The following is a 22,944-nucleotide window of genomic DNA, read 5'->3' on the forward strand; positions in this document are numbered from 1 at the left end:
CGTGTTGGTCGGAAAAACGTGCCTGCTGGCAGAGCGGACCCGCGAATGCTGCCGGGCAGTGGCATTTTCGGGGTGCTATGCCGTTTTCGCTTCTTCTCCAACCGCTCTGCGGACTGCTCGTAGCCCTGGCGCTGCCGCCGCGCCCCGCCGAAGCCACCGGCGCAGCTTCCCCCGCCCGGCCCGGCCCGCCGGCCGGCCTACGCCTGCGCGTGGAGCCGGTGTTTGGCTCCCAGCCGCTGGTGCTGGAAACGCAGACCTACCCTACGGCCCACAACGGCGCGGTCAGCCTCAGCACCTGCCGCTTCTACCTCTCGGCCCTGCGCCTGACCTTCACGGACGGCAGCAGCTACGCCGAGCCGGCCAGCTACCACCTCATCGACGCGGCCGACACCGCCACGTTCAGCCTGACCTTGCCCCAAGCACCCGGCAAGGCCATCAAGATGCTGACTTTCAGCGTGGGCGTGGATAGCGCCGCCAACGTGGCCGGGGCCCAGGGCGGCGACCTGGAGCCCGGCCGCGGCATGTACTGGGCCTGGCACAGCGGCTACGTGAACGCCAAGCTCGAAGGCCGCAGCCCCGCCTGCCCCGGCCCGCGCCACGAGTTCGAGTGGCACGTCGGCGGCTACCAGCGGCCCTGCGCCAGCCTGCGCCGTGTGACGCTGCCCGTGCCGCCCGGTCACCCGGCCACCGCCCCCCTGCGCGTGCTGGCCGACGTGGGCCAGTGGCTGAGCACCCGGCGCCTCGCCGAAACCGCCTCGGTGCTGGTGCCCGGCCCCGCGGCCCAGGCCCTGGCCGACGGCTACGCCACCATGTTCCGGCTAGCGCCGGCCACCCAGCCATGAGCCGCCGAGGGCCAAACCCGGCGCAGGCCGGCCGCCGCTGGCGGCGCCCGGCCGCGCTGCTACTGAGCGCGGGCCTGCTGGCCTTCACGGCCGCCGTGCCTGCCGATTTCGTGCCCTTCGTGCGGCCGGCCGGCTGGCCCAAGCCGGCCTACGAGCTGCGCCGCAACCCCCAGACGCCGGCCGGCTTCGCGCTGGGCCGGGCGCTGTTCTACGACCCCATCCTGTCGCGCGACTACTCCACTTCCTGCGCCAGCTGCCACTCGCCGGCCACGGCCTTCACCCACGCCGACCACCGCACCAGCCACGGCGTGGAAGGGCGCATCGGGCGGCGCAACGCGCCCACGCTCCAGAACCTGGCCTGGACTCCCGCTTTCCACTGGGACGGGGGCGTGAACAACCTGGAAGTGCAGGCCGTGAACCCGCTCACCCACCCCAGCGAGATGGACTTCACCCTGGACGGCGCCCTGGCCCGCCTGCGGGCCGCGCCCGCCTACCGGGCCCGCTTCGCCCAGGCGTTCGGCGACTCGGCCGTGACCGGGCAACGGCTGCTGAAGGCCCTGGCCCAGTTCACGGTGTCGTTGCAGAGCTACAACTCGCGCTACGACCAGGTGATGCGCCACGAGCCGGGCGCGGCGTTCAGCGAGCCGGAACTGCAGGGGCTGGCGCTGTTCCGGCAGCACTGCGCCAGCTGCCACCAGGAGCCGCTGTTCACCACCAATGGCTTCGCCAACAATGGCCTCGCGCCCGACCCCTACCTGCGCGACCCGGGCCGCGCCGGCATCACCCTCCAGCCCGCCGACTCCTTCCAGTTCCGCATCCCGACGCTGCGCAACATCGAGTTTTCGGGGCCCTACATGCACGACGGCCGCTTCCGTACCCTGGGCCAGGTGCTGCGCCACTACACCGCCGGCGGCATCCGGGCCAGCGCCACGCTGGCCCCGCAGCTGCGCCAGCCGCCCGCCTTCACGGCCGCCGAGCAGCGGGCCTTGCTGCTGTTTCTGTTCACGCTCACCGACAAGCAGTTTCTCCAGGACCCGCGCCTGAACTACGTGCCGGAAGCCGCTGCCGCCCCGGCCGCTGGCCCCTAGCCAAGTTCGGTTGCCAGCCCCCATGCTATATAGAATCAGGGGGATTTTTTGGCCTTCCGTAGTATTTTTGACTTTTCTCTCCTGCCATGTCTACCTTATTTACCCGCCTGTGTGCCGGTTTGCTGGTGCTGCCCCTGGCCGCCACGGCCCAGAATACGGCTTCGCCGGCCCTGATCGAAGTCAAGACCACCGACGCCACGCCGCTCACCCGCCTGCGGCTGCAAACCACGGGCGGCTTGTTTCTGGGCGGCACCTACAACACCAACGATACTGGGGGGGACGTGCCGGCCGAGAACGAAGGCACCCGCCTGATGTGGCACCCTGAGCGTGCCGCCTTCCGCGCCGGCTACGTCAGCGGCACGCAGTGGAACGATGCCAACATCGGCAACTACTCGGTGGCGCTGGGCCAGAACTGCCGGGCCTCCGGCAATAGCAGCTTCGCGACGGGCAACAGCAGCACAGCCGCCCAAACCAGCAGCGTCGCGCTGGGCCAGTACTGCACCGCCTCGGGCACGGCGTCGGTGGCGCTGGGCAACGATGCCCACACCAACGCCCGGCAGGGCAGCTTCGTGTTCAGCGACAACTCGCTGGTCCACGACAGCAACTCCGGCGCCGACGCCAACTCCTTCCGGGCCGCAAACAACAACTCGGCCAACTGGCGGGTAGCGGGCGGCTTCCGCATCTACACGTCCTCCGACAAAACCAAGGGCATCATCTTTCACGACGGGGCCACGTCGACCACTTCGGGAAGCTACACGCCCAGTTGGTTCAACTACCAGTACGTGATTTCGACCCACACCGGGGCCTACCTGAGCAACGGCGGCACCTGGACCAACGCCTCCGACCGCCGCAAGAAGCATCGCTTCGAAGCCGTGGCGGGCGAAGACGTGCTGCGCCGGCTGCGCCAGGTGCCCATCACGCGCTGGAGCTACCGTGCCGACCCCGCCACCGTGCGCCACCTCGGCCCCATGGCCCAGGACTTCCGCCGCGCCTTCGGGCTGGGAGCCGACAGCATCAGCATCGGCACCGTAGATGCCGACGGCGTGGCCCTGGCCGGCGTGCAGGCCCTCGATGCCCGTACCCAGGGCCAGCAAGCCGAGCTGGCCGCCCTACGCCGCGACAACGCCGAGCTGCATGCCCGCCTCGCGGCCCTGGAGCACGCCCCCGCCGCCCCGGCCACGGCGGGCCTGGCCGCGCCCGCCGCCGGGCTGCTGGCCGCGCTGAGCCTGGGCGTGGGCCTGCTGGCCGCCGGGCGGTGGCCGCGCCGGCCCCGGCCGGCGGCCCTGGCCGGGCGGGCCTGGCCGGGCGGGCCTGAGGCGTGCGGGGCGGGGCCGGCGGGGCCGTCCGAAAATTCCGGGTATCTATCCGGTTTCCGTCGCTATTAATCGATTTTGCAAAAAAGTCCGGCCCCGGCCGGGAGTTTTGGGGCTGCCTGCGTCGTGCGGGCGGCCCTTTTTTTTCAGCCCATGCGCCTTCGTCTTTTCTCCCTGCTGACATTTCTGCTGCTGGCCGCGGCCGCCCACGCCCAGCCCAACCCCCAGCTGGCCTCGTGGCTGCTGAACACCACCGGGGCCACCGGCTTCAACGGCCTGCCGGCCAATGTGCAGCGGGTGCAGTACTCCACCACCAGCGTGTACGTGAGCTGCTCGGCCATTCCGAGCTACACGGCCGGCTACGTGGCCCCGGCCAGCGGCCAGGGCACACCGGCCACCAACTCTTGGTTTCCGCAGCCCACGCGCGGGCCGGTGGCCCAGGGCTTTACGTTCCGGGTTCCGCGGGTGCCCCAGCCCAATGCCGGCGCAGCCATCAACATTCCGCCCGACCACGTGGGGCTGTGGCTGAACGGCGTGACCATGTTCAACGGCCAGGACGCGGCTTCCTACAACAACCAGGGCGTGTGGTTTACCGACGCGGTGGTGAACGAGGGCATCGGCTTTGACCGCTGCAACGGCCACCCCAACATGCAGGACGAGTACCACACCCACCTCAACCCCACCTGCCTCTACAACGACCGCGACAGCACCCGCCACTCGCCCATCATCGGCTGGGCCTTCGACGGCTACCCTATCTACGGCACCTACGGCTACCGCAATGCCAACGGCACCGGCGGCGTGAAGAGCATGAAGAGCAGCTACCGCCAGCGCAGCATCACCCAGCGCCGCACCCTGAGCGACGGCACCGTGCTCAGCGCCAGCCAGTACGGCCCGCCGGTGAGTGCCCAGAACCCCATCGGCAAGTATGTGGAAGACAACGAGTACGTGGCCGGCCGCGGCGACCTGGACGCCAGCAACGGCCGCTTCTGCGTGACGCCCGAATACCCCCAGGGCACCTACGCCTACTTCGTCACGCTGAACTCGCTCTACGAGGGTGCCTACCCCTACGTGCTGGGCAAAACCTACTACGGCGTGGCCCCCAATTGGGGCAATTTCGGCGGGCCCAACTCCGGGCACGTAGCTGTGAACGAGCCCGTGACCACCTACCTGCCCCTGGCCGCCCGCGCCGCTATCGGCCTCACGGTGCGCTGCTTCCCCAACCCCGCCCCGGAGCAGCTGACCGTGGAGCTGCCGGCCAGCGCGCCCCACGCGCTGCGCGCCTGGCTGCTCGATGGCCTGGGCCAGCCCGTGCGCTCGGCCGTGGCCCTGGCCGTCGGCCGCCCCGCCGTGCTCGACGTGCGCGGCCTGGCCGCCGGCCTGTATTTCCTGTGGGTGGAAGGCGAAGGTGTGGCCTTCAGCGAGAAAATAGTAGTGGGCCAGCACTGAGCCGGCCCGCACCGCGCCTCCCGTGCCAGCCCCGCCCGCCGACGATATGGCCCTGCTCCGACAATTCCGCCAGCTAACCGCTCAGGCCGTGCCCGACCCCACCTTCACCGTGGGCCAGGCCGCCGCCCGCATGGGCCTGAGTGAGCGCAGCCTGTACCGCCGCTTCCGCGAGCTGACCGGCCAGACCCCCTATGCCTACCTGCGCGAGCACCGCCTCACCCGCGCCCACGAGCTGCTGCAAAGCGGCACCGCCCGCACCCTCGACGAGGTGGCCTTCGCCGTGGGCATCGAGGACGTGGCCTACTTCGCCCGCATCTTCTACCGCCGCTTCCACCAAAGGCCCGGTGCCCTGCTGCGGCCTTAATGCCGGCCTGTCGGCACCGATGCAAGCCTGCACCTTCCAGCGGGCTTGCATCGGTGCCGATGGCGTTTTGAATCAACACTTGCTTATGCGTAAACTTCTACTTCTTGCCACCGCCGCAGCCGGGCTGCTGCCCGCGGCGGCCCTGGCCCAGGCCACCAACCCCATCGTCACGAGCTGGCTGCTGAACACGAATGCGGCCAAGGGCTTCAACAACCAGGCGGCCAACGTGACGAGCGTGCGCTACTCGGCCACGAGCGTGTACCTGGTGTGCCCGCGCATTCCGAGCTACTCGCTCAACTACCTGGCCCCGGCCAGCGGCCAGGGCTCGGCCACCACCAACTCCTGGTTTCCGCAGCCCACCCACGGGCCCTCGGCCCAGACCTGCACCGCCTACAACTTCCGCCTGCCGCTCACGCCCACGCCCAACATGGGCACGCCAGTGAGCATTCCGGGCGGCACCATCGGGGTGTGGATCAACGGCACCAACATGCACCCGGCCAAGGACGCGGCTTCCTACAAAACCAGCACCGCTACGGTGGTGAATAACGGCGACGGCGTGTGGTTTACCGACGCGGTGGTGAACGAGGGCATCGGCTTCGACGCCTGCAACGGCCACCCCAACATGCAGGACGTGTACCACACCCACGTCAACCCCGACTGCCTCTACGACCGGCGCGACAGCACCCGCCACTCGCCCATCATCGGCTACGCCCTCGACGGCTACCCCGTGTACGGCACCTACGGCTACAAGAACACCGACGGCACGGGCGGCGTGAAGAGCATGAAGAGCAGCTACCGCCAGCGCAGCATCACCCAGCGCCGCACCCTAAGCGACGGCACCGTGCTCAGCGCCAGCCAGTACGGCCCCGACGTGAGCACCACCCACCCGCTGGGCAAGTTCGTGGAAGACAACGAGTACGTGGCCAACCTGGGCGACCTGGACCGGCGCAACGGCCGCTGGTGCGTGACGCCCGAATACCCCGCCGGCACCTACGCCTACTTCTGCACCCTGAACTCTCTCTACGAGGGCACCTACCCCTACACCATCGCGGGCACCTACTACGGCACCGTGCCCTACACCAACGACCAGACCACGGCCACGGCCAGCCTCACCGAAACCGTGACCACCTATGCGCCGCCCGCCAGCCTGACGGTGAGCACCAGCAAGGTGCTGGCCGGCGGCAGCTTCGCCGACGTGACCGTGACCGGCACCGGCAACCTGGTGCTGGTGCAGCCCCTGGCCGTGACGGGCAGCCTGACGGTGCAGAGTGGCGGCGCCCTCGACGTGGGCACCCTCGACCCCAACACCCAGACCGTGAGCGGCGCGGGCACCTTCAGCCTGGCCAGCGGGGCCCGCCTGACCCTGGACGACGCCGCCGGCCTGAGCGGCAGCGGGGCCACCGGCGCGGTGCAAACCACCGGCACCCGCACCTTCGACGGCGGGGCTACCTACGTGTATAGCAGCGACGTGGTCCAGATAAACGACGGGGCCGCCGCCCAGAGCACCGGCACCGGCCTGCCCGCGGCCCTCAGCGGCCAGCTCGTCGTCAACAACACGGCCGGCGTGACGCTGAGCCAGAACACCTCCATCAGCGGCACCCTGGACCTGGCCACGCCCAGCACCAACACCACCGTGGGCAGCGGCACGCTCACGCTGGGCAGCGGCCGCACCCTCACCGTGGTCAGCGGCGGCACCGTCCGGCTGGGCCGCTACCCCTACCTCACCGGTGCCGGCTCCTTCGCGCTGGCCAGCGGGGCCAGCCTGTACACGGCCCACGCCAGCGGGCTGGTGAGCAGCACCGCGGCCGGCTCGCTACGCACCACCGTGGCCAACCGCAGCCTGAGCGCCAGCGCTACCTACGCCTACAACGGCACCGTGGCCCAGACCACCGGCAGTGGCCTACCCGCCACCGTGGGCAGCTTCAGCCTCCACAACGCCGCCGGCCTCACGCTGACCAACAACCTGGCCGTAACCGGCACGGCCACCTTCGGCAGCGGCAACCTGGCCTCGAACGGCAAAACGCTGACCCTGGGCAGCGGGGCCACAGCCATATTCAGCGCCACGCCCGCTTTCACCGGTGCGGGTGGCTTCGTGCTCGGCAGCGGGGCCACCCTGAAAACGGCTAACCCCGACGGTTTGACCAGCAGCGGCAGCACCGGCTCGGTGCAAAGCACCACCCGCAGCTTCAGCCCCGATGCGGCTTACGCCTACAACGGCACGGCCGCGCAGGTAACCGGGACGGGCCTGCCGCCTACCGTGGCCAGCCTGACCGTGGACAATGCGGCCGGCGTGGCTTTGAGCGCGGCTACCACCATCACCAACGCCCTGACGATGACCACCGGCGTGCTGAGTACCGGCAGCAACACCGCCACCCTGGGCACCGCCGCGGGCAGCCTGAGCGAGTCGGCTACCAGCTACGTGACGGGCCGGGTGCAGCAAACCAAAGACCTGAGCACGGCCGGCACCGCCACCAACTTCGGCAACCTGGGCCTGACCCTGACGCCCGCCGGCGGCATCCTGCCCGGCACCACCACCGTGGTGCGCACCACGGGCACGGCCCTCAGCGGGCAGGGCACCAGCCAAAGCATCAAGCGGTATTACGACATCGTGCCCGCCACCAACGCGGGCTTGAGCGTGACGGTGGAAATCGGCTACGCCGACGCCGAGCTGAACGGCATTGCGGAAGCCCGCCTGGGCATCTTCCGCTCCACCACCGGCACCGCCGGACCTTGGCAGAATGTGCCGTCCAGCGCCCGCGACGCCTCGGCCAACACCATCACGGCCACCGGCGTCGAGCACTTCTCGGTCTGGACGCTGGGCAGCTCGGCCAACCCGCTGCCCGTGGAACTGGTGCGCTTCACGGCCGAAGCGGCGGGCGCGGGCGCGGTGCTACGCTGGGCCACGGCTCAGGAAGTAAACAACGACCGGTTCGAAGTGGAGTCCTCCGCCGACGGGCACGCATTCCGGCACCTCGGCACCTTAGCGGGCCACGGCACCAGCCCCCAGCGCCACGACTACCAGTTCCTGGACCTCAATCTGGCCCGCTACGCCGCCCCGCTCGTGTACTACCGCCTGCGGCAAGTAGATGCGAATGGCACTGCGCACTACTCGCCGGTGGCGGTGGTAGCGGCCGGGGCCGAAGCGGCTACCCAGCTGCTGGTGTACCCCAACCCTGCCGGCAGCCACGCCACGGTGCGGGTGGTGGGCCCGGGCCCGGCCGCGCTGGTGCTCCTCGACGCCCTGGGCCGCCCGGTGTGGCGCGGCACGGGACCCACGCTACCGCTGCCCGGCCTGGCCGCGGGCGTGTACACGCTGCGCTGCCAGACCCCCACCGAGACCCTGACCCGGAAGCTGGTGGTGGAGTAGGGGGTGACAGGATAACGAAAAACCGGCGGGGCGCTGGACCAGGATGGTTCAGCGCCCCGCCCGCGTTTGCCCGGTGGCCCAAAACCCAACCATTCCGGGCCATAGCAGTAGAAAGACGGCCCCGGCGCTTTGCCTGTTACTCAGCCTGTTGTTATGCTCGATTTGCTCCTGCGCGTGCTGGCCTTCGGCAGCGGCGCGTTTTTGGTATTCAGCACCATATTGGCGGCCATCCGCTCGTTTGTGCTGCCCCGCAATGAGTCGGTGCTCATCAATAACTGGGTGTTCACCATCATCCGGCGGGCTTTCAGCGTGGTGGCGGCCCAGAAAAGAACCTACGCCGGGCGCGACCATATTATGGCTATGTATGCGCCGGTGGGGCTGGTGATGCTGCCCGTGGTGTGGCTGATTTTGCTGTCGGTGGGCTACACGGGCGTTTTGTGGGCGGTGGGTGAAGGCTCGTTGCTGCATAGCTACATTCTGAGCAGCACCTCGCTGCTCACGCTGGGCTCCGAAAAAGCGTCCACGACAATTGGCAGCATTTTCACCTTTTCGGAAGCCACGTTTGGCCTGCTGCTGGCTACGCTGCTGATTTCGTATTTGCCCACCATGTACCAGGCCTTCACGCGGCGCGAGCTGGTGGTGGCGCGGCTGGAGCTGCGCTGCGGCACCGACCGCACTGCTACCGAGCTGATTATCTGGCTGAACCGCACCGGCTCGCTCGCCGACGACGGGCCGCAGTGGGAGCAGTGGGAAGAGTGGTTTGTGGAGATTGAGGAAACGCACACCTCGCTGCCCATTCTGTCGTTTTTCCGCTCGCCGCAGCCGGGGCGCTCCTGGGTTACGGCGGCCAGCATCATCCTGGATGCCGCGGCCGTCATCATCAGCGCCGTAGACCAGCCGCGCGACCCGCAGATGGAGCTGTGCTTCAAGGCCGGCTGCATCGCCATCAACCGCATCAACCGCTACTTTCAGCACAGCGCCCACTCCGAGCCCAACAACCTGATAACCGAGGCCAACCCGGTGGAAGACCCCACGCGCCGCGACTTTTTCCAGACCTACGAGCAGCTGCGCGAAGCGGCCATGCCGGTGCGGGCCGACCGTGAGGCCGCCTGGCAAGAGTACCAGGAGTTGCGAATGCGCTACGCCGATGCGGTGCAGTACCTGGCCCGCCTCACCATGTCGCCGGACCTGAAGGCCATTGGCGGCAACCGCTGAAAACGGCACGGCAGCGGCGTAACGCGTCCTTGCGCCAAGACTGGGACTTGCTTTTCGTGCCCTCTGAAAGCTGCCGGCTAAAGCTCGGCAGCTTTTTTTTCCTTTCTTGAATGCGAAGTCACGGTTATCTGCTTTATATCAGCTACTTTGCTTTAACATTGTACAATAGCAATGCTTGAGCATTTTTCCGTTGGCAGTACTGGCCATTCCGGATAAAATGCAGGCATTTGTTTCGTTGCTATCCGGTATGCGTCAGCAGTATCAGCTTATTATTCGGCCGCTGTGCCGAGCCTAGGGCAGACTCCGTGGTCTGCCCCACAAGTTCGATAGTCAGTCGTTCGACAAGCAGTGCTTTTTTCCGGGCCTACGAGTGCGTAGCCGGCCTTTGCGGCCGGCGCTGGCTCGGCGGCCGGTTTCTTTTTTCACTTTTCCACCCTCCTTTTCATTTTTCTATGCAACAACCTTTACGTTTCGGGCGCCAGCCCGCATCTTCTACACCTGAGCCCGACACCCGGAGCCGCTGGACGCGGCTGCTGGGGCCGGGCCTCACCCTGCTACTGCTGCTCAGCAGCCAGCTCACGTGGGCGCAGACTACGCGCACCATTCCGGGCACCTACGCCAGCTTTCAGGCCGCTTTCGCCGATCTGAACACCAACGGCATACCGGCCGGCGGCGTCACCATCAGCGTAGCGCCGGGCTACGCCGAAACCCTGACAGCACCGCTGCTGCTCACGGCTACCGGCACAGCAGCCAACCCGATTGTCTTTCAGAAATCGGGCGCGGGCGTCAACCCTAAGATTACGGCCGGGGTGGGCACTACCACCAACCTGGATGCCATCATCGGCCTCTCGGGCTCCGACTATGTAACCTTCGACGGGCTGGAGCTGACGGAAAGCGCGGCCAACACCACGCCGACCACCCAAATGGAGTTTGGCTTTGCCCTGTTCCGGCCCTCGCCCACCGATGGCTGCCAGTTCAACACCATCCGCAACTGCGTGGTGACGCTGAACAAAACCAACACGGCTACCTTCGGCATCTACGGGGCGCCCTTCCCGGTTGCTACGGGCACTACTGCCGCGGCCACGGCTCCTAGCGGGGCCAACTCGAACAACAAGGTGAATGGCAACATCATCACCAACTCGGCCACGGGCCTGTACTTCACGGCTTCTTCCCTGACCACGCTGGCCAACTACGACCAGAGCAACGAGGTGGGCGTGACGGCGGCCAACCAGGTGTATAACTTCGGCACCACGGCCACCGGCTGGGGTATTGGGGGTAACTACCAGAACGGCTTCCGGGTGCTTAATAACGTGGTGAACAACACGCTGAACTATGCTGGCGGCACCACGGCACCTGTGGCAGCCAGCACCGTAACCAGCACGCTGCGCGGCATTTATGGCAACGCCGGCCCCTCGGCCAGCATCGACATCATCGGCAATACCATCACGCTGGCCAGCGGTACTACTGCTTCACTGATCAGTGGCATCGAAAACGGTATCGGCTCGACGGCGGCTTCCAACACGGTGAACATCACCGGCAATATGGTGACCATCGGCAGCACGACCGTAACAACCAGTACCCTGAACGGGATTACCAACACGGCTTCGGCCGCCACGGTGAACATCACCGGCAATACGGTCACGAGCTGCGCGTTTCCGGCGGCCACCACGGCGGCCTTCACGGTAATCGGCAATACGGGCGCGGCCACCACGGCCACTCTGAGCACCAACACCGTGACCAACAACGCCAGCGCCGGCACGGGTACGCTGACGCTCATCTCGGGCGGCTCGCCCACTACGCTGGCTATGAGCGGCAACACGCTGACGGGCAACAGCAAAACCGCCGCTGCCACCACGGCCGGTATTACGCTTCAATGCCTGGTAGCCGGTACGGCCGTAATAACGGCCAGCAACAACGTGGTGAACAACAACACCATCACCACGACCGGGGTCAGCACCTCAACCGGCACGCTCTACGGCTACGTGAACTCGAGCAGCCCCACGGTGGAAACGATGAGCTCGAACACGTTCACCAACCTGAGCATCAGCGGCACCTCTACCTCCACGGCCAGCGTGATCAGCGGCATCCGCACCAACACCATCGCCGCCGATGTGCAGACGATTACGCTGAACACCATCGGCGCACTGGCCATCACGGGCAGCGGCTCGGGCACAGTCAACGGGATGCAGTTCGTAGCGGGCGGGGGCAGCGGCTCCAATATTGCCCGCAACAAGATCTACGACCTGAGCGCCACGGGAACCGCCGGAGCCATCAACGGCATCAGCGTGAGCGGCGGCGGCACCTATCCGCTGAACAACAACCTGATCGGCGACCTGCGGGCCCCGGCCGCGTCGGGTCTGCTGGCCGTCAATGGCCTGGCCATCTCGGGGAGCACGGCGGTGAATGCCTACTTCAACACCATCTATCTGAACGCCAGCAGCACGGGTACCACCTTCGGCAGCTCGGGCATCTACCTGAACTCGACCACCACCACGCTCGACGCCCGCAACAACATCGTGGTGAACAAGAGCACGGCAGCCGGCACAGGCGGCTACACGGTAGCCCTGCGCCGCGGTACGGGCACGGCCGGCACGGCTCCGGCCAACGTGGCCAGCGCCACCAACAACAACCTCTACTACGCCGGGACGCCTTCGGCTACTAACCTGATCTACGTGGAGGGCTCGGCTACCGCCACCAACCCCCAGCAGACCCTGGCGGCCTATAAGGCCTTCATGAGCCCGCGCGAAAGCAACTCGGTGACCGAGGACGTGCCCTTCCTGAGCACGACCGGCACCAGCGCTACCTTCCTGCACATCAACCCGGCCGTGCCAACCCAGGTAGAAAGTGCCGGCGTGGCCATCAGCGGCATCACCATCGACTTCGACGGCGACACGCGTAGCGCCGCCCCCGACCTGGGTGCCGACGAGGGCACCTTCCTGCTGCTCGACTTCTCCGGCCCCACCATTACCCTGACGGCCCTGGGCAACACGCCCAGCACCGCCAACCGCACCCTGAACGTGACCATCACCGACCCCAGCGGCATTGCCACCGGGGCCAACGCCCCGCGCCTGTTTTTCCGCAAGGGCACCAGCGGCGCGTTTCAGAGCGTAACGGCCACCAGCGTGAGCGGCAGCACCTACACCTTCACCTTCGACTACGCGCTGGTGGGTGGCGTAACGGGCTTCGATGTCATTCAGTACTACGTGGTGGCCCAGGATGCCAGCGCCAACAACAACGTGAGCAGCAACCCGGCCGGCGGCACGTTCTCCACCGTGCCCGCCCAGGTGTACCAGTTCCAGATTCAGGGCCAGCTCAGCGGCACCTACTACGTGGGTACCGGCACCTCGCCGGATCCGACCCGTACCTACGCTACGCTTACGGCGGCGGCCCAGGTCTACAACAACAACCAGCTGACCGGAGCCGTGACCTTCCTGCTGCTCGACGCCAGCTACGGCGTGGGTGAGACGTTCCCGATTCAGCTACTGGCCAACCCCGACGCCTCGGCTACCAACACGCTGACCATCAAGCCCAACACGGGCGTAACCAGCACGCTGACCGGCAGCAACGCCACGGCCCTGTTCCAGCTCATCGGCACCGATTACATCACCCTGGACGGCAGCAACGGCGGCACCATCTCGGCCACCGACCCGCGCCCGAGCCGCAACTGGACCATTAACAACACCAGCACCTCAACGGCCAGCAACGGCATCGTGCTGACGGTGTTTAACTCGGGGGTAGACAATGCCACCAACAACACCTTCAGAAACCTGGTGATAACGGGCAGCGGCGCGGCTACGGCCCAGGCCGGCATCATCATGCTGGCGACGGCGGCTAACACGGCCGCCAACAACAACAACGTGGTGCGCAACAACGCCATTTCCGGCAGCATCTACGGCGTTTACACCCAGGGCCCGAGCGCCACGCTGAAAAACACGGGCACCGTCATCAGTCAGAACGACATGACCGTGACGGGCACCGGGGCCATCGGCCGCTACGGCATCACGGCCTACTTCGAGGACGGCATCCAGGCCACCCAGAACACCATCGACGGCATCAACTTCGCCGGCCTCGGCGACGTGTGGGGCATCAGCATGGGCTTCACAGGGATTAGCACCTCCTCCTTCACGGGCCTTGAGGTGACCAATTCTACCGTAGACCGCAACTACGTCGGGGTGGTGAGAAGCACGGGCACGTATTCGGCCGTGGGCATCGGGGTGGCTTCAGCCGCAACGGGCACCTCCACCATCAGCAACAACATGGTGTCCGGGGTTTCGTCCAATGGCACCTCCGGTGACTTCGGCGCGGGTATTATGCTCGGCGGCGGTACCGGCTCTACCACCCGCGTGGTGTTCAACTCGATAAACATGACCGGCACCCAGACCGGGGGCGACCAGGCCAACTTCGCCCTGGCCGTGGGCGGCTCGGCTCCGACGGTGGAAATCCGCAACAACGTGCTGGCCAACAGCCAGACCACGGGCACCGGTAAGAGCGTTGCCCTGGGCCTGGCTTACAGCAGCACCGCCGGCGCTTACGTGGGCCTCACCTCGTCGCACAACGACTTCTTCGTGGGCACCGGCGCAACCTTCGCCGTGGGCCAGACCGGCAGCCTGTCGCCTACTGGCACGGTGCGCGCTACGCTGGCAGCCCTGAACGCCGAAACCGGCCAGGACAACCCGGCTACCTCGAAAGTGGCCGATCCGCAGTTCGTATCAGCCACTAACCTGCACAGCACCAGCCCGGCATTGAACAATGCCGGCGTGCCCGTAGCCGGTATCACGGTTGATTTTGACGGCCAGACCCGCTCTACTACCACCCCCGATATCGGGGCGGATGAGTTCAGCCTGCTCGACCTGGCTACCACGGCCCTTACTGGCCCGGTAGCCGGCAACGGCTGCTACTCGGCTACGGAAGCCGTGTCGGTAACGCTCCGTAACAACGCCTCGACTACGCTGGACTTCGCCACCACACCCGCCACCATCACCGTGACGGTAACCGGCGGCGCAGCTACCCAGACCATTACGACCACCGTGAATACCGGCACGCTCGCGGCCGGCGCCTCGCTGGTAGTCGCCGTGGGCACGGTCAATCTGGCAGCTGCCGCTACGTACTCGCTGACTGCTTCGGTTAGCCTAGCCGGCGACGAGAATGCCGGCAACAATGCACTGGGCACTCCCCTCAGCATTGTCAGCACGCCGCGCACGGTGGCTTTCACCTATCCGACGGGAGCAATCTGCGCTGGGTCAGCTCCGGCTGTTGCGCCCGCACTGGGCAGCGGCTCGGTCACGGGCGGCACGTTCAGTTCGACGGCGGGCTTGAGTCTTGATCCGGCTACGGGTGCTATCAACCCAGCTACTTCGGCGGCCGGCACCTATGTCGTATCGTATGACGTGGCGGCTGCGGGCAGTTGCCCGGCCATCAGCGCTACGCAAAGCGTGACCATCAGCCCTGCTGCCGTAGCCACGCTCACGGCCGGAGGTGCTACCACGTTCTGCCAGGGCGGCTCGGTTACGCTTTCGGCCGCCACTACGGCCGGCAACACGTACCAGTTCCTGCTGAATGGTAACCCCATCAACGGTGCCACCACCGATAGCTACGTGGCCACGGCCAGCGGCAGCTACACCGTTACGGTGACGACGGCTAATGGCTGCTCGGCCACCTCCACGGCGACCATCGTCACTGTGAATCCGGCAACCACGGCTACGTTCAGCTATGCGGCGGCTTTCTACTGCCTGAACGGCACCAACCCCACGCCCACCATTACCGGCACGGCGGGTGGTACGTTCTCCTCAACTACGGGCTTGAGCCTGAATGCTACGACGGGCGCTGTCAACCTGGCGGCTTCCACGGCTGGCACCTACGTAGTAACCTACAGCGTGGGGGGCGCCTGTCCTTCCACGAGCACGGCCAGCATCACACTGAACCCGGCTACTTCGGCGGCCTTCGCCTACGCGGGCAGCACGTTCTGCCTGAGCGGCACCAATCCGACGCCGACCATCACGGGCACCACGGGCGGCACGTTCTCTTCGACGGCGGGCCTGACCCTGGATGCTGCTACGGGTGCCATCACGCTGGCTTCGAGCACGGCGGGCACCTACACCGTGACCTACAGCGTGGGCGGCCCCTGCCCTTCCACGAGCACGGCGCAGGTAACCATCACCACGGCTCCTTCGGCCTCGTTCTCCTACGCCCAGGCCAGCTACTGCGCGGGCAGCACCGCTACCGTTGCGCCGGCCTTCGGCACAAACAGCAGCGGCGGCAGCTTCTCGGTTTCGCCGGCTACCGGCCTGACTCTTGATGCCAATACGGGCGTTATCACGCTGGCTTCGAGCACGGCGGGCACCTACACCGTGACCAATACCATTGCCGCTTCCGGCGGCTGTGCGGCGGCCACGGCTACTACCACCGTCATCATCAACGCGGCCCCAACGGCCACGCTGACGGCCGGTGGGCCAACCACGTTCTGCCAGGGCGGCTCGGTTACGTTCACGGCGCCAGCCGGCACGGGCAACACCTACCAGTTCCTGCTGAACGGCACCGCCATCAGCGGCGCTACGGCGGCTACCTATACGGCTTCGGCCGCCGGCAGCTACTCCGTAACGGTGACCAACGCCAGCGGCTGCACGGCCACCTCGGCCGCTACGGCGGTTGTGGTGAACCCGGCTACCACGGCTACGTTTGCCTACGCGGCTTCGGCCTTCTGCCTCACGGGGACGAACCCCACGCCGACCATCACGGGCACGACCGGCGGTACGTTCTCTTCGACTTCGGGCTTGAGCCTGAATGCCACGACGGGCGCTATCAACCTGGCGGCTTCCACGGCCGGCACGTATGTGGTTACCTACAGCGTGGGCGGCTCCTGCCCATCCTCGGCCACGGCCAGCATCACGCTGAACCCGGCGGCGGTAGCTACGGCGGGCCCCGACCGGGCGTTCTGCTCGGGCGGCTCGGCCCAGTTGGGTGGCGCCTCGGTAGCCGGCAACACATATAGCTGGAGCCCCGCCACGGGCCTGAGCAGCACCACGGTAAGTAACCCCACCGTGACGCTGACCAACACTACCGGCGCACCCGTGACTACCACCTACACGCTGACGGTAACCACGGCCAATGGCTGCTCGGCTACTTCTACGGTGCAGGTAACGGTGAACCCGGCTCCGGTAGCCACACTCACGGCGGGCGGTGCCACCACCTTCTGCCAGGGCGGCTCAGTTACGCTCACGGCCAACGCCACGACTGGCAATACCTACCAGTATTTCCTGAACGGCACGGCCATCAGCGGCGCTACCAACCCCACGTTCACGGCCGCGGCCTCGGGCAGCTACACGGTGCAGCTGACCAATGCCACGAACTGCTTCACGGTTTCGACCCCGATTGTGGTAACGGTGAACCCAACGCCGACCACGCCAACGCTGACGAGCACCACCCAGCCTTCGGGCGCGGTATTGCTCACGTCGAGCGCGGCCACCGGCAACCAGTTCTTCCGCAACGGCGTGGCCATCGTCGGCGCTACGGGCCAGACGTACCTGATTCTCTCGGGCGCGCAGAACGGCTCGTACACGGTCGTTTCGACCAGCGCCAGCGGATGCGCCTCGGCGGCTTCGGCCCCGGTAAGCGTTATCGTGACGGCTTCGGCCAAGGCCAATCTGGCCAGCGTGAATGCGCAGCTGTTCCCGAACCCAACCCTGGACGGCAACATCACGCTGGAGCTGCGCGGCTACACCAAGGCCGCCGAAGTAACGGTGCTGAACACGCTGGGCCAGGTGGTACGTACGCTGCCGCTGCACCTCGAGAAAGCCACCTCGGGCACCAGCGCCACCGCCGTTGATTTCTCCAACCTGCCGGTGGGCGTGTACACGCTGCGTATCAGCAGCCCAAACACCGCCACCCAGACCCTGAAGCTGGTGCGCCGCTAGGCCCATCCGCTTTATCCGCAAAAAGCCTCGCCGGTTATCCGGCGGGGCTTTTTTTGTGCTTGAGTTTTGGGGCTGATTGTCTTTCGGCAGTCAGCCCGCGCCGCCTGTCATCCTGAGCAAAGCGAAGGACCTTCCTCGTAGTTTACTGCAACCACCTTTCGACGTACAAAGCCCTTCACCGCACGCTGGTAAAGGGCTTTGCTCATTTCAAAAGGCTTGTCACTCAGCAGAGGAAGGTCCTTCGCAGGCGTACGCCAGATGAAGGATGACAGACGGAAAAATGATAAAGCGCCTACCGCCCTAATCCTCATCCGGCAGGATATTCACATCCTGCACCAGCACCATCTTCTCAATTTCGCGGCCGCGGGTGGTATTGGCCAGGCCGCCGAGGGCGGTTTCCTTGTAGCGCGTTTCCATGCTCTGGCCCACCTCACCCAGCGCCGCCACGCACTGATCGACGGGAATAACCGGATTCACGCCGGCAATGGCAATCTGGGCGGACGAAAAGGCAATGGCAGCGGCCGAGGCGTTGCGCACCACGCAGGGCACTTCCACCAGGCCCGCCACCGGGTCGCAGACGAGGCCCAGCATACACTGAATGGTGATGGCCACCGCCGCGAAGGTCAGCTCCACGTCGCCACCCAGGCAATACACGATGGCACCCGAGCCCATGGCGGCAGCGCTGCCGGTTTCGGCCTGGCAACCGCCCACGGCCCCGGCCAGCGAGGCATTCTGCTCGATGATGAGGGCAATGCCGGCCGCCACGAGCAGCCCTTCCAGAATCTTGCGGTCGTCGAGCTTGTGCAGATCCTGCAGCGTGACCAGCACGCCGGGCAAGATGCCCGAGGCCCCGGCCGTGGGCGCGGCCACCACGCGGCCCATGCACGAATTCACCTCCTTGGCCCCCAGCGCCCGCACAATCAGGCTTTTGAACTCCGGCGACAGCACCGTGATGGGCGAAGCGGCAATCTTTTTAGCTCCGTTGTTTATCATGCCCGAGCGCGAAGTCATATCCTCGGTGAGACCGGTGTGCACGGCGTCGCGCATCACGTCGTAGGCCCGCTGCAGGCCGTTCCAGATTTCGGTTTCGGTGCGGCCTTTCTGCTCAATTTCGTAGTCGAGCACGGGCTGGTAGAGCGGCTGGCCGGTGGTGGCGCAATGCGCCTGCCAGGAGGCAAAATCGGTGAAGAGCAACGACATGACGGGTGGGAAGAAAGGGTGAGGAAGGAGCAGCCCGCGAATTTACGAAAAGCCCGGCCGGAGCCACGCCGGGCCGCCGGCGCAAAGCCTAGAACGCACCGCCGCGGGCCGGGGTGCGAAAGTCGGCAGTTTTTCCGCAACCCGCCCCAACAAAAACCGCCGCCGGCTCGGGGCCGACGGCGGTTTGTTTGCCTGGAATAGGGAAGATACTTACTCCACCACCAGCTTGGTTTGCTGGCTCTGGCCGCTGGCCGTGAGGCGCACCAGATACAGGCCGGCGCGCAGATTCAGCGCGCTTAGCTCCACGGTTTGAGCCGTGGCGGCCGGGGCCGCCGCGCGGCTCAGGCGGCTGATGAGGCGGCCCGTCAGGTCGAGCACTTCTACCGTGGCGGGGCCGGCCACGGGCAGTGCGTAGCGCAGCTGGGCCGCGCCGCGGGTGGCGGGGTTGGGCACCACCGTGAGGCCAGCAGCCAGGCCGCGGGTCGCGGCCGTGGCGGTGGTACGCTGGTAGGTGTTCTGCACGCGGTAGTTATTGGTGAAGGTGCCGGTGGCCGCGTTGTAGGTCTGATACAGTTCCTGGGCAGTGTTGCCGTCGGCATCGTAGGTGTATTGGTAGGCCCCCACGCGCACCCAGGCGCTGGAAACGTAGCGCTCAATGGTGAAGAGCTGAAGCTGGCCGGTGCCGTTGTATATGAAGCTGTTGCGCTGGTCATCAACATACGCCCCGCCCTGGTAATACTGCTGCAGCGTGGTTTGCACCTTGCCGGCGGTGTTGTAGGTCAGAAAGGTCTTGAAAAACGGGTTGAAGCCGGGTCCGGAAGTCTGCGCGGTCATAAACTCCGACACGGTAAGGCGGCCCTGGGCATCGTAGGTCAGCACTTCCCGCGACGAGTTTTCCCAGGCCGTGCCGAAGTAGGTTTCGTCCAGAATGAGCGTGGGCTGGTTGGCTGCGTTGTAGGTGTAGGTGGTGCGGGCATAGTTGCGCCACGTCCCGCTTATCTTCAGCTGCTGTACCCACTGCGTGAGGTTGCCCTGCGCATCGTAGGTGTTCACCTCGTTTATGAGCGGGTTAATGCCGCCGGCGGCAGGGAAAGTATAAACGGTATCGAGGGCTACCTTCTGGGCTGCGTTGTAAGTGTAGCGGTAGAGGCGAATGCTGCGAAAAGGTGTGCCGGCCTTAGGGCTGGCCTGCTCCCACAGCATCGACTGCGGATTGTCGGCGGCGGTGAAGCGCGAATAGGTGCGGCGCAGCGTATCGGCCCAGGCGCCGCGGTACTGCTTCTGCTCCAGCTGCTGAATCAGGCGGGTATTGCCGGCCAGGCGCTGCAAGGGATTGGTAGCCGAAACCTCGTGTTTGGCAATGGCCAGGGCCAGATTGCGGGAAGAGTGCTCGGGCTGGCTCTGCGCCTGCGCGCCCAAAGTGGTGCCGACCAGCAGCAATGTGACGAGTACAGATTTGTACATAGGTGGAAAGTGAGGGAAGAAGGGAAAGGGTGGCGGCTCCACGGGTTGAGCCGTCTAAAGATAATTGTTTTCAGCTTGCCCCTACCCTCCTGATTCTGCCGGTCCAGCTTTTTTCCACGCAAAAGCCCATAGTCCGCCGCCCTGACGCACTGCAAGTTACAGGCTTTTGCGTGGGCAGCGGGAGCTATGCCGGCTGCTCCTGGCGCGGCAGCGGCCGCGCTACGGCTCTACGCCACAAATACTTCAGCAGCGGCTTGCTGTCGGGCGGCCCGCTCCAGCCAGGCGAAGTCTTTGCCGATGGCAATTACAAAGCCTTCCCCAGGCAGCTCAATCTTTGCCGCTAACTCCTGCACCCAGGTTTCCGGGGCTTCCTTGCTACTGCCGGCCGCAGTGCTAAGGCGAGCTACCAACAGCACATATAAGGGCTTTTGGATGAAGTACTGAACTTGCTTGCGCATCAGCCAAGCCCGACCAATGGCATATTCTGGCACCGCCAGTTCGGCCCGTAGCTTCTGCAGCTCCTCCTCAGTCAGGCCGTGGGGTAGCAGGGTATCGGCTGGGCGGATAGCTTCCCGCTCCGCCACTGCCTCGTCTAGCGTATCGGCGTGGCGCAGCTGCACGGCCCCCAGCTTCCGCACCTGCTCCCGGTTGCCCTGGCGCTGATAATAAGCCTCCTGCAATGCCAGGCCTGGGGCCATGTAGTTGGGTTCCTGTTCCATCACGGCCGCCAGCCAGGTCAGCCCCTCGGCGTTATCACTGTTGAGCAGAATACGACCCACAGAAAAGCGGGCGGGCAATTTCCACCGGGCATCATCGGTCAGCTGCTGAAACAGGGGCAGGGCTTCGGTGCTGCTAATGTGGTCTTCCGTAAGGTCGGCCAGCTCCCAGGATTCATCGGCCGTCAGGCTGGCCCCGGCTTGCTGCTGGGTGGTCAGTTCGCGCAGGCGTTCCTGCTGTTGCCGTAGTAGGCTATGTCGTTCCTGCCATATAGCCGCGCGGCTGGAAACCCAGGCTTCATCCAGAGCCGCCGCCAGGGCGGGCAAGCTGGCACCCAGCCACGCTTCGGCCGCCGTAGTCGCGGGCAGTGGCGGTACCGCCGCGGCCTGCCCCAGCGCCGCCAGCCGTTCGCCCAGCGTGGGGTGTGTGCTGAACAGATCGGGTTCGGCCTCGTTGGCGTTGGCCAGCAATATTTGTTCGTCAGCTGCGGGTAAGCGGCTATTTTTGGCCAAAGGCAGCAGCCGGCTGATGGCATCGCTGGGCGGAGTCGGCCGCTCGGCCAAGGAGGCACTGAGCACATTCCAGTGCAGCCGATCCAGCGTAGCATCGCGTACAACGGTGGCACAGAGAGCTTCAGCCATCGCCTGGGGGCTGGTCAGCTGAGCCGCCGCGGCATCGGCGGCAAATTCGTCGGTGCGCCGCACGGGGTGCGACCAGGCATTGAAGCGCGGCACGTACCACGCCGTGAAACGCGAGAACAGGCTGCGGTTCGATTGCCTTTCCAGCTGCTCGATCAACTGCGTCCAGGTTTGGCTGACCCGGTAAATCCAGGCCCCGAAGCGGCCGTGGCCACCACGCAGGTGGCCCAGCTCGTGCCCGACAACGGCGGCGGCCTGCACCGGCGACAACGATTGCAGCAAGGGCAAGCCCACGACTACGTAATTGCGCGGCCAGCCCAATACGCCCAGGCGCGGCACCTGCACTGCCGCTGCGTTGAAGTCGGCGGTAAGCAGCACCTGATGCACCTGAGGGGCCCGCAGGGCCTGGGTCTGCTGCTGGAGCAGGGCCAGCAGCGGGGCCGCTTCGGCGGGCGTCAGCGGCAGCCCTTCAGGAGGGTCAAACTTTACCCACAATGAGCGAAGCACTTTCCAGGCAAACACGGCCAACACTGCTCCAACCTTGAATACGATAGCAAAAGCCTTGCTAAACACGCCGACCGCCAACGTGAGCAGCAGCAGCCCAACTGTGCCCAGCAGCAACAGTAAAATGCCGGCGTAGCCTAACAGGGCCCATAACCACACGCGGCGGCGGTAGCCTGCCGGATTTGCTTCCGCCAGCGGGCTCAGCCGACGCAGGCGAGCCAGGAATTCTTCACGAGTCATAAAGGAAACTAATAAGAGAAGGCCGGCCCGCAGGCATAAAAGCTGCGGGCCGGCCTCTAAATTATAGCCTCCTGATTACTTATCCTATTGCGTCGGCTGCGTCGCACTCACCAGCTTGATGCTGGCCGAGTTGATGCACAGGCGCAGGCCGGTGGGTGGCGGGCCGTCGGGGAAGGCGTGGCCCTGGTGGGCGTCGCAGGTGTTGCAGAGCACCTCAATGCGCGTCATGCCGTAGCTGGTGTCTTTCTTATAGCGCAGGGCGTTGTCCTGCACGGGTTGGGTGAAGCTAGGCCAGCCGGTGCCGCTCTCGAACTTGGTGCGCGAGTCGTAGAGCGGGGTGCCGCAGCATACGCAGGCGTAGAGGCCGGCCTCGTGGGCCTCGCAGTACTCGCCCGTGAAGGCCCGCTCGGTGCCGTGCTGGCGCGTGACGTGGTACTGCTCGGGCGTGAGCTGAGCTTTCCACTCAGCATCGGTTTTTTCTACCCGCCGCGCGGGGGCCGGGCTGCCATGGTTGGCCAGCCGGATAACGTCGTTCCAGGTTTGCATATAACGCAGCGTTGATTTTGAAGGTCAGATTCTGCTTACCAAACGCGGCAGCCGGGCCGGAAGTTTTGCGCGCGCTTCTCGCCCACGCTC

12 protein-coding genes are annotated in these 22,944 nt (G+C 66.0%); 8 read left to right on the plus strand and 4 right to left on the minus strand.

All coding sequences use genetic code 11. The features are described 5' to 3' along the window. The first annotated feature begins 77 nt into the window (after nucleotides 1-77). The 8 genes from BUB62_RS00840 (at nucleotide 78) to BUB62_RS00875 (ending at nucleotide 17,545) form a co-directional block, all read left to right on the plus strand. Nucleotides 78-842, plus strand: coding sequence for an MbnP family protein (locus tag BUB62_RS00840; protein WP_073104971.1), 765 nt, complete (start codon nucleotides 78-80; stop codon nucleotides 840-842). After that, complete coding sequence (locus tag BUB62_RS00845; RefSeq protein WP_073104973.1) at nucleotides 839-1,930, plus strand: cytochrome-c peroxidase; 1,092 nt, start codon at nucleotides 839-841, stop codon at nucleotides 1,928-1,930. Before BUB62_RS00840 ends, BUB62_RS00845 begins: the two co-directional genes overlap by 4 nt. An 86-nt stretch (nucleotides 1,931-2,016) precedes the next feature. After that, nucleotides 2,017-3,315 (plus strand): tail fiber domain-containing protein, encoded by a 1,299-nt coding sequence (locus tag BUB62_RS00850; RefSeq protein WP_073104976.1) that lies wholly within the window; start codon nucleotides 2,017-2,019, stop codon nucleotides 3,313-3,315. An 81-nt stretch (nucleotides 3,316-3,396) separates the two neighbouring features. Further along, nucleotides 3,397-4,689 (plus strand): YHYH protein, encoded by a 1,293-nt coding sequence (locus tag BUB62_RS00855; protein ID WP_073104978.1) that lies wholly within the window; start codon nucleotides 3,397-3,399, stop codon nucleotides 4,687-4,689. 46 nt (nucleotides 4,690-4,735) lie between these two features. After that, complete coding sequence (locus BUB62_RS00860; RefSeq protein ID WP_159437379.1) at nucleotides 4,736-5,053, plus strand: helix-turn-helix domain-containing protein; 318 nt, start codon at nucleotides 4,736-4,738, stop codon at nucleotides 5,051-5,053. Between the two features lie 85 nt (nucleotides 5,054-5,138). After that, nucleotides 5,139-8,420 carry a YHYH protein gene (locus BUB62_RS00865; protein ID WP_073104983.1) on the plus strand — a complete coding sequence of 1,094 codons (3,282 nt, stop codon included), beginning with the start codon at nucleotides 5,139-5,141 and terminating at the stop codon, nucleotides 8,418-8,420. Between the two features lie 153 nt (nucleotides 8,421-8,573). Further along, nucleotides 8,574-9,635, plus strand: coding sequence for a hypothetical protein (locus BUB62_RS00870; protein ID WP_073104985.1), 1,062 nt, complete (start codon nucleotides 8,574-8,576; stop codon nucleotides 9,633-9,635). A 452-nt stretch (nucleotides 9,636-10,087) separates the two neighbouring features. Further along, on the plus strand, nucleotides 10,088-17,545 hold the full coding sequence (locus BUB62_RS00875; protein WP_073104988.1) for a T9SS type A sorting domain-containing protein: 7,458 nt from the start codon (nucleotides 10,088-10,090) through the stop codon (nucleotides 17,543-17,545). Nucleotides 17,546-17,845: 300 nt separating this feature from the next. On the opposite strand, the gene sdaAA is transcribed toward BUB62_RS00875, so the two are convergent. The 4 genes from sdaAA to msrB form a co-directional block, all read right to left on the minus strand. Continuing rightward, on the minus strand, nucleotides 17,846-18,745 hold the full coding sequence (gene sdaAA / locus BUB62_RS00880) for an L-serine ammonia-lyase, iron-sulfur-dependent, subunit alpha (RefSeq protein WP_073104991.1): 900 nt from the start codon (nucleotides 18,743-18,745) through the stop codon (nucleotides 17,846-17,848). A gap of 210 nt (nucleotides 18,746-18,955) precedes the next feature. Further along, complete coding sequence (locus tag BUB62_RS00885; RefSeq protein WP_084538721.1) at nucleotides 18,956-20,209, minus strand: T9SS type A sorting domain-containing protein; 1,254 nt, start codon at nucleotides 20,207-20,209, stop codon at nucleotides 18,956-18,958. A gap of 227 nt (nucleotides 20,210-20,436) precedes the next feature. Further along, a complete protein-coding gene (locus BUB62_RS00890) occupies nucleotides 20,437-22,308 on the minus strand; it encodes a M48 family metallopeptidase (protein ID WP_073104997.1) in 1,872 nt (623 codons plus the stop codon). 84 nt (nucleotides 22,309-22,392) lie between these two features. Further along, nucleotides 22,393-22,854 (minus strand): peptide-methionine (R)-S-oxide reductase MsrB, encoded by a 462-nt coding sequence (gene msrB, locus BUB62_RS00895; RefSeq protein WP_073105000.1) that lies wholly within the window; start codon nucleotides 22,852-22,854, stop codon nucleotides 22,393-22,395. Nucleotides 22,855-22,944 lie beyond the last annotated feature (90 nt).

Origin of the sequence: Hymenobacter daecheongensis DSM 21074 (genome assembly GCF_900141805.1) — a bacterium.
GTDB classification, from domain to species: Bacteria; Bacteroidota; Bacteroidia; order Cytophagales; family Hymenobacteraceae; genus Hymenobacter; species Hymenobacter daecheongensis.

Excerpts from the sequence above, each read along its gene's own strand:
- msrB (WP_073105000.1), bottom strand. The coding sequence starts at position 22,854 with ATGCAAACCTGGAACGACGTTATCCGGCTGGCCAACCATGGCAGCCCG.
- BUB62_RS00855 (WP_073104978.1), top strand. The coding sequence starts at position 3,397 with ATGCGCCTTCGTCTTTTCTCCCTGCTGACATTTCTGCTGCTGGCCGCG.
- BUB62_RS00890 (WP_073104997.1), bottom strand. The coding sequence starts at position 22,308 with ATGACTCGTGAAGAATTCCTGGCTCGCCTGCGTCGGCTGAGCCCGCTG.
- BUB62_RS00860 (WP_159437379.1), top strand. The coding sequence starts at position 4,736 with ATGGCCCTGCTCCGACAATTCCGCCAGCTAACCGCTCAGGCCGTGCCC.
- BUB62_RS00845 (WP_073104973.1), top strand. The coding sequence starts at position 839 with ATGAGCCGCCGAGGGCCAAACCCGGCGCAGGCCGGCCGCCGCTGGCGG.
- BUB62_RS00840 (WP_073104971.1), top strand. The coding sequence starts at position 78 with ATGCCGTTTTCGCTTCTTCTCCAACCGCTCTGCGGACTGCTCGTAGCC.
- sdaAA (WP_073104991.1), bottom strand. The coding sequence starts at position 18,745 with ATGTCGTTGCTCTTCACCGATTTTGCCTCCTGGCAGGCGCATTGCGCC.
- BUB62_RS00885 (WP_084538721.1), bottom strand. The coding sequence starts at position 20,209 with ATGTACAAATCTGTACTCGTCACATTGCTGCTGGTCGGCACCACTTTG.
- BUB62_RS00875 (WP_073104988.1), top strand. The coding sequence starts at position 10,088 with ATGCAACAACCTTTACGTTTCGGGCGCCAGCCCGCATCTTCTACACCT.
- BUB62_RS00850 (WP_073104976.1), top strand. The coding sequence starts at position 2,017 with ATGTCTACCTTATTTACCCGCCTGTGTGCCGGTTTGCTGGTGCTGCCC.
- BUB62_RS00865 (WP_073104983.1), top strand. The coding sequence starts at position 5,139 with ATGCGTAAACTTCTACTTCTTGCCACCGCCGCAGCCGGGCTGCTGCCC.
- BUB62_RS00870 (WP_073104985.1), top strand. The coding sequence starts at position 8,574 with ATGCTCGATTTGCTCCTGCGCGTGCTGGCCTTCGGCAGCGGCGCGTTT.